The following is a 6,391-nucleotide window of genomic DNA, read 5'->3' as shown; positions in this document are numbered from 1 at the left end:
GCCGCGGCGATCTGGCACAACCACAAGACCGGACAGCCGGTCATGCGATCCCTGATCGCCTACGACCACTGATCACATCGGAATGACTCGTCTAGGGAACCCTGAGGCCGCTACTCAGCTCTCCGGCGGAGAGAACATCACGAGCACCCTCAGGTCCTCGCTGATGTGGTGGAACTTGTGGGCGACGCCGGCCGGCACGTACACCACGCTGCCGCGCGCCACCTGAGTGGTCTCCAGACCGACGGTGATCGAGGCACGGCCGCTCACGACGAAGTAGACCTCGTCCTGGTTGTGCGGCTTTTGTGGATCATGTTCGCCGGCATTGAGCGCGTACAGCCCGACCGACATGTTCCGCTCCCGCAGAAACTGCAGGTAGGCGCCGTCGTTGGAGGCGCGCTCCGCCTCCAGTTCGTCCAGTCGGAATGCCTTCATCTCTCTTGCCGCCCTCGTCCCTCTGCTCATGGTCGATCTCGTCTGCCACGATCAGACACATGAAGAATTTCGTAGTCAAGACGATCGCCAACGCGGGTGCCCTGGCGGTCGCCGTCTGGCTGCTCGACAAGATCACTCTGACCGGTGACAGCACGGGCAAGAAGGTCGGCACCCTGATCGGCGTCGCGCTGATCTTCGGCCTGGTGAACTTCCTGGTCAAGCCCATTGTGAAGCTGCTTTCCCTCCCCTTCGTCATCCTGACGCTCGGCCTGTTCATCCTCGTCGTCAACGCCCTGATGCTGCTGCTCACCTCGTGGCTGGCCGGAAAGCTCCACCTGAGCTTCCACGTCGAGGGGTTCTGGACCGCGGTCCTGGGCGGGCTGATCATCTCGATCGTCTCGTGGGCGCTGCACGTCGTCCTTCCCGACGAGGACTGACCGAGCGATGAGTTATCGCGTCTGCTTCGTCTGCACGGGCAACATCTGCCGTTCCCCGATGGCCGAGTCGGTCTTCCGCGCCCGCGTGCGGGAGGCCGGTCTCGGCGACCTGGTCGAGGTCGACAGCGCCGGCACGGGCGGCTGGCACGAGGGCGACGGTGCCGACCCGCGCACCGTCGCCGTACTGGAGGAGGCCGGCTACGACAGCGCCCACACAGCCCGTCAGTTCCAGCCGTCCTGGTTCTCCCGCCTCGACCTCGTCATCGCCCTCGACATCGGCCACCTCAGGGCCCTGCGCCGCCTGGCACTCACCCAGGAGGACGCGGCCAAGGTCCGGTTGCTGCGCTCCTACGACGCCGCGGCGGGCGACGACCTCGACGTGCCGGACCCGTACTACGGGGGCCTGGAGGGCTTCGAGGAGTGCCTTGAGATGGTGGAGGCGGCGAGCGAGGGTCTGCTCGCCGCGGTACGCGAGCAGGTGGAGGGACGAGCGGCATGAACGATTCGGGTGCGTCCGTGGGCGACGGTGACGGCACGCGCGCGGTGCGGGCGGGACTGCCCGAGCCGGTAAAGAACGAACCGACCCTGCCCGGGCCGGTGTTCGCCGCCCACTTCCACCTCCCGGGCGACGTGAGCGGCCCGTACACCTACGGCCGCGACGAGAACCCCACCTGGAACCTGCTGGAACGTGCCATCGGCGAGTTGGAGGCACCGGGGCAGGAGAACGTCCAGACGCTGACCTTCGCCTCGGGCGTGGCCGCCACCGCGGCCGTGCTGTTCTCCCAGGCGGGCGCGGGCGATGTCGTCGTCCTCCCCGAGGACGGCTACCAGGTGCTGCCCCTGATCCGCGCCCAGCTGGAGGCCTACGGCATCGAGGTGCGCACGGCGCCGACCGGCGGCGACGCCCAGCTCGACGTCCTCGATGGGGCGAAGCTGCTGTGGCTGGAGACGCCCTCCAACCCCGGCCTCGACGTGTGCGACATCCGCCGCCTCACCGAGGCGGCGCACGCACAGGGCGCGCTGGTGGCCGTGGACAACACGCTCGCCACGCCCCTGGGTCAGCGGCCCCTGGAGCTCGGGGCCGACTTCGCCGTGGCCAGCGGCACCAAGCAGCTGACCGGGCACGGGGACGTCCTGCTCGGTTACGTCGTCGGGCGAGACGCCGAGGCCATGGCAGCCGTGCGCCGCTGGCGGAAGATCGTCGGCGCGATCCCGGGCCCCATGGAGGCCTGGCTCGCACACCGTTCGATCGCCACGCTCCAGTTGCGCGTCGACCGGCAGTGCGCCACGGCCCTGACGGTCGCCGAGGCCCTGCGGGAGCGGCCCGAGGTGACCGGGCTGCGCTATCCCGGTCTGCCCAACGACCCCGCGCACAAGGTCGCCGCACAGCAGATGCGCCGCTACGGCAGCGTCGTGTCCTTCACGCTGCCCACGCGTGCGCGTGCCGAGCGTTTTCTCGAGGCATTGCGGCTGGTGGACGACGCGACGAGCTTCGGCGGCGTGCGGTCCACGGCCGAGCGGCGCGGACGCTGGGGCGGGGACCCGGTGCCGGAGGGCTTCATCCGGCTCTCGGTCGGCGCCGAGGATCCCGAGGACCTGGTGGCGGATGTGCTCCGCGCCTTGGACGAGTCGTCCGAATGACCACGTCGGAGCCCGCTTTACGGGTACCCCGCCGCGGTCCGTCCAGGCGGGACGGACGGTCCGAGCCTCCCCCCTCGTGGCTCGGACCGTCCTCGGTTCCGCGCGCGAAGAACCGCGCGACCAAGGCTAGTTGACTCTCTGTCAGTGTCCAATCACAGTAGCGACAGAGACCTATCGACTTATTTATAGTTGGGCCCTGCCTGGGGCCGGGAGAAGGGCAGGGAACTGGGGAGGGCGAACCATGGATCTGGCCTTGCTGCGCACTTTCGTGACCGTGCACCGGGCCGGTTCCTTCACCCGCGCCGCCGCTCTGCTCGGCCTGTCGCAGCCGGCCGTCACCTCGCAGATCCGCACGCTGGAACGGCAGCTGGGCCGCCCCCTGTTCCTGCGCCAGGCCCGCGGAGTGACCCCGACGACCATCGGCGACGAACTCGCGCACAAGGCCGCCCCGCATCTGGACGCCCTGGTGGAGATCACCGAGACCGGCCTCGACGACGAGTCCTCCTTACGGACCCTGCATCTCGCCGGTCCTCCCGAGTTCACCGCCGAGCGCGCCCTGCCCGCCCTCACGGAGCTGACGGGCGAGGACGGCCAGGGCTTCGCACTGCGCGCCTCCTTCGGGAACGCCGAGGAAACCCTGGAAGGACTCGCCGCGGGCCATCACGATCTGGCCATCAGTACGGCCCGTCCGCGCGGCGCACTCCTCACGGCGACTCCGCTCTGCGACGAGGAGCACGTCCTGGTCGCCTCCCCGGCCCGGGCCGAACAGATCGGTCCCGGATCGCGCGGGAAGGCGGCGCCCGCCCTGGAAGACGTCCCGGTGATCGAGGTGCACGAGTCCCTGCCCTTCGTCTCCCGTTACTGGGCCTCCGTCTTCGACTCCCGACCGGCCTCCCCCGGTACGGTCATCGTCCCCGACCTGCGCGCGGTCCTCGCCTGTGCCGTCGCGGGCGCCGGGCTCGCGGTGCTGCCCCGCTATCTGTGCACCGCCGCCCTCAAGCGCGGGGACGTCGTGGCCCTGCACGAGCCCCCGGTTCCGCCCCTGCGGACGTACTTCCTGGTGGTCCGTACCGGCACCCTCGCGATGCCGCACATCGCTCGGGCACACGAATGGCTGCTCCAAGCCGCTTCCGACTGGTGCTGACCAGGGCTTTTGTTCCGGTCACGGGGTGAACTCGGCCAGTGACGTGCTGCGATGTTTCACGTGGAACCATCCGGGCCACATTTCCCCCATGACCGTCCGACCCGTGGTCAAGCGCACCGCCCGTGCCGTCCTGCTCGACGGCGACGACCTGATCCTGATCAAGCGCACCAAGCCCGGTGTCGATCCCTACTGGGTCACTCCCGGTGGCGGGGTCGAGCCCGGGGACACGACCGTCGTCGACGCCCTGCACCGCGAGGTGCACGAGGAACTCGGCGCCAAGATCACCGACGTGGTGCCCTGCTTCGTCGACACCGTCGAGCACATCGGCGAGGACGGTGGCGCGACCGGCGTGAAGGTGCAGCACTTCTTCGTGTGCCGCCTGGAGTCGATGGACACATCCCAGCGGCACGGCCCCGAGGTGGATGAGCCGGCCGGAGAGTACGAGATTGTCCGGGTGCCATTCACCCGTGTCGGGATCGCCTCCGTCCATCTCGTCCCGCTGTCCCTGCGGCACTACCTCGACGGCAATATCGAGGGCGTACGCGCCATGCACGCCCCGGACCTGGGCTGAGACCGGGGTCAGATCCCCACGGCGACGAGTTCCTCCACCGAGTCGTGCCGTATCCGCCCCGACGGGACGCCGAGTCTCCTGAGGACGTCCACACCGTTGCGGATCATGCCGGGCGGCCCCGAGAGATAGGCGTCGTACCGGTTCCACGGGCCATATGAACGTACGGCGTCCGGAAGGTGTGAGTGTGCCTGTCGGTCCACGATCGCGCGGACCGAGAGCCAGGGGTGGGACTGCTGGAGCCGGAGCATCGTGTCGATGTCGTAGAGGTCCAGGTCGGTCCGGGCGCCGTAGAACACCTCTACCAGCCGTCGGTGGCCGTGCTCGGCGACGTCCTCGACGAGTGCCTTGATGGGCGCTATGCCGGTCCCTCCGCCCAGACAGAGCAGACCGTTGTCGGTGGTGTGGTCGACGGTCATCGCGCCGGCCGGCGGCCCGAGCCGGACGACATCGCCGGGACGGGCGCGGTGCACCAGGGCGTTGGAGACCCAACCCGCGGGAACGGCCTTCACATGGAAGGTCAGCAGGCCGTCCGAGCGAGGTGCCGAGGCGAAGGAGTAGTGCCGCCAGATCCGCGGCCACCACGGCGTTTCCACATTCGCGTACTGACCGGCGACGAAGGGGTAGGGCTGGTCGGGGCGGACGGTTACCACGGCGACGTCCGGCGTCCTGAGGTCGTGCGCGACGATCTCGCCGTTCCACCAGGCCGGGGCGACGAGTTGGTCCGCGGCCGAGGCGTCGATCATGACCTGCGACATCGTCGTGTACGCCCGCACCCAGGCCGTTTCCGTCTCCGCGTCCCAGATGTGGGAGGCGTACGTGCTCAGCGCGCCGATGAGGCACTCCCCGACGGCCGGGTAGTGCTCGGGGCGGGTGCCGTACTTGCGGTGACCGCGGCCGAGGTTCTGCAGGTAGGGGACGAGGACCTCGGCCCTGTCGATGTGCTCGGCTGCGGTGAGCAGGGCTCTGAGCAGCCGGTCCCGCTGGGTGTCCATCGCCGCCGGGAACAGCTGGCGCAGGTCGGGGTGGCGAACGAAGAGCAGCGCGTAGAAGTACGAGGTGACCTTGTCGGCAATGGGAGTGACCTCGGCCATCGTCCGACGGATCAGAGCGGCGGCCGACGCGGGGATGGGAGCGTCCATGGTGTGCCTCGCCTCGAACGATTCTCAGTCGGTCTGCGCAGCGTTCAGCGGCAGCACTCTCGCCGCAGCATCCCGCCCCCTACGGATGCCGCGACCGGGTAACCGGAAACGTGGGTCTTCGATCTCTCCGTCCCGTTAGGCTGCCTTGCCCTCACCGCGTCGCGTGACCGGGTCCGGTCCAGCGAGGCACCGATTCCTTCGGTTACCGGGCCTGACGAACCAATTCATATGCTTCCCATAGATCTCCGCCCATGTACGAGTGTGTGGCGATACCGGACAGATGACGGTCCGCATTGACCGCGACGGAGACCGGCACCACAGCGAACAGATCCCGGTCCGAGAGTGAGTCGCCGTAGGCCACGCAGTCGGCCGCCGTCACCCCGAACTCCTCACACAAGCGAGCGGCGATCTCGACTTTCGCCGCCGCACTCAGAACTCCGGTCGGATCCACGGGCTCGGTGAACGGCACGGCGGGAAAACGCGACCCATAGGCCGCGTGCGCACCCCAGCCGATGAGCCTCTCCACGAAGAAGGAGGGTGAGAGCGACACGACGGCGCAGTAGTCGCCACTTTCCCTGATCTCCGCCCAGACCTCGCGGATGCGCTCCAGCCACGGGGCTCCATCGAACGCCGCCGTGACATGAGCGTCCGTGAGATCCGCCCACAGGGCGTGCACGCGGGCCGCATATTCGGGAGGGTCCATCAGCCCTGCCGAAGTCGCCTCGTCGAGCGCGATCGTCTCGGCTTCCAGCCCCAACTGCCGTGAGATCTCGACAGGCGACGAGGTGCCGCGCAGCAACGTGCCGTCGAGGTCGAAGAGATGAAGTCTCGCCATGGCAATGAGGCTAACCGGCGCCTGGATGGCGTCCCGCTTTGTGCAACACCGTTGCTTTATGACGTCCGGCGCTTTGTCAAGTCGATGAACGAGAGGACGGGACCCCTGGTAGATCCCTGTGGTGTCGAGCCCAGAGATCGTCGTACCGGAGGTCCCGTTGCCGCGTCATTCTGCCACCCCGCCGCTTCTGGC

At 68.6% G+C, this 6,391-nt stretch carries 8 protein-coding genes; 5 read left to right on the top strand and 3 right to left on the bottom strand.

Annotated features, from left to right (window positions below; all coding sequences use genetic code 11):
• Positions 1–114: 114 nt before the first annotated feature.
• A complete protein-coding gene (locus ABZ453_RS49965) occupies positions 115–432 on the bottom strand; it encodes a cupin domain-containing protein (RefSeq protein ID WP_359026574.1) in 318 nt (105 codons plus the stop codon).
• Positions 433–491: 59 nt separating this feature from the next.
• On the opposite strand from ABZ453_RS49965, the gene ABZ453_RS49960 reads away from it, so the two are divergent.
• From ABZ453_RS49960 to ABZ453_RS49940, 5 genes are all read left to right on the top strand, one after another.
• Entirely contained in the window at positions 492–869 is a 378-nt protein-coding gene (locus ABZ453_RS49960) for a phage holin family protein (RefSeq protein ID WP_359026572.1), read from the top strand.
• Positions 870–876: 7 nt separating this feature from the next.
• A complete protein-coding gene (locus ABZ453_RS49955) occupies positions 877–1,368 on the top strand; it encodes a low molecular weight protein-tyrosine-phosphatase (RefSeq protein ID WP_359026570.1) in 492 nt (163 codons plus the stop codon).
• Positions 1,365–2,510, top strand: coding sequence for a cystathionine gamma-lyase (locus ABZ453_RS49950; RefSeq protein ID WP_359026568.1), 1,146 nt, complete (start codon positions 1,365–1,367; stop codon positions 2,508–2,510). Before ABZ453_RS49955 ends, ABZ453_RS49950 begins: the two co-directional genes overlap by 4 nt.
• A gap of 241 nt (positions 2,511–2,751) precedes the next feature.
• Entirely contained in the window at positions 2,752–3,654 is a 903-nt protein-coding gene (locus ABZ453_RS49945) for a LysR family transcriptional regulator (RefSeq protein WP_359026566.1), read from the top strand.
• Positions 3,655–3,742: 88 nt separating this feature from the next.
• A complete protein-coding gene (locus ABZ453_RS49940) occupies positions 3,743–4,225 on the top strand; it encodes an NUDIX hydrolase (RefSeq protein ID WP_133048330.1) in 483 nt (160 codons plus the stop codon).
• A gap of 8 nt (positions 4,226–4,233) precedes the next feature.
• On the opposite strand, the gene ABZ453_RS49935 is transcribed toward ABZ453_RS49940, so the two are convergent.
• Positions 4,234–5,364: a globin domain-containing protein gene (locus ABZ453_RS49935; RefSeq protein ID WP_359026563.1), complete on the bottom strand. Its 1,131-nt coding sequence runs from the start codon at positions 5,362–5,364 to the stop codon at positions 4,234–4,236.
• A 202-nt stretch (positions 5,365–5,566) separates the two neighbouring features.
• Positions 5,567–6,199, bottom strand: coding sequence for an HAD-IB family phosphatase (locus tag ABZ453_RS49930; protein ID WP_359026561.1), 633 nt, complete (start codon positions 6,197–6,199; stop codon positions 5,567–5,569).
• Positions 6,200–6,391: the final 192 nt, after the last annotated feature.

Origin of the sequence: Streptomyces sp. NPDC005799, assembly GCF_040630525.1 — a bacterium.
GTDB lineage: Bacteria > Actinomycetota > Actinomycetes > Streptomycetales > Streptomycetaceae > Streptomyces > Streptomyces griseorubiginosus_B.
This window is presented reverse-complemented; position numbering and strand designations above follow the sequence as displayed.

What these genes read in the sequence shown, in the direction of transcription:
- ABZ453_RS49965 (WP_359026574.1), bottom strand. Translation starts at nt 432, where the DNA reads ATGAAGGCATTCCGACTGGACGAACTGGAGGCGGAGCGCGCCTCCAAC.
- ABZ453_RS49960 (WP_359026572.1), top strand. Translation starts at nt 492, where the DNA reads ATGAAGAATTTCGTAGTCAAGACGATCGCCAACGCGGGTGCCCTGGCG.
- ABZ453_RS49955 (WP_359026570.1), top strand. Translation starts at nt 877, where the DNA reads ATGAGTTATCGCGTCTGCTTCGTCTGCACGGGCAACATCTGCCGTTCC.
- ABZ453_RS49950 (WP_359026568.1), top strand. Translation starts at nt 1,365, where the DNA reads ATGAACGATTCGGGTGCGTCCGTGGGCGACGGTGACGGCACGCGCGCG.
- ABZ453_RS49945 (WP_359026566.1), top strand. Translation starts at nt 2,752, where the DNA reads ATGGATCTGGCCTTGCTGCGCACTTTCGTGACCGTGCACCGGGCCGGT.
- ABZ453_RS49940 (WP_133048330.1), top strand. Translation starts at nt 3,743, where the DNA reads ATGACCGTCCGACCCGTGGTCAAGCGCACCGCCCGTGCCGTCCTGCTC.
- ABZ453_RS49935 (WP_359026563.1), bottom strand. Translation starts at nt 5,364, where the DNA reads ATGGACGCTCCCATCCCCGCGTCGGCCGCCGCTCTGATCCGTCGGACG.
- ABZ453_RS49930 (WP_359026561.1), bottom strand. Translation starts at nt 6,199, where the DNA reads ATGGCGAGACTTCATCTCTTCGACCTCGACGGCACGTTGCTGCGCGGC.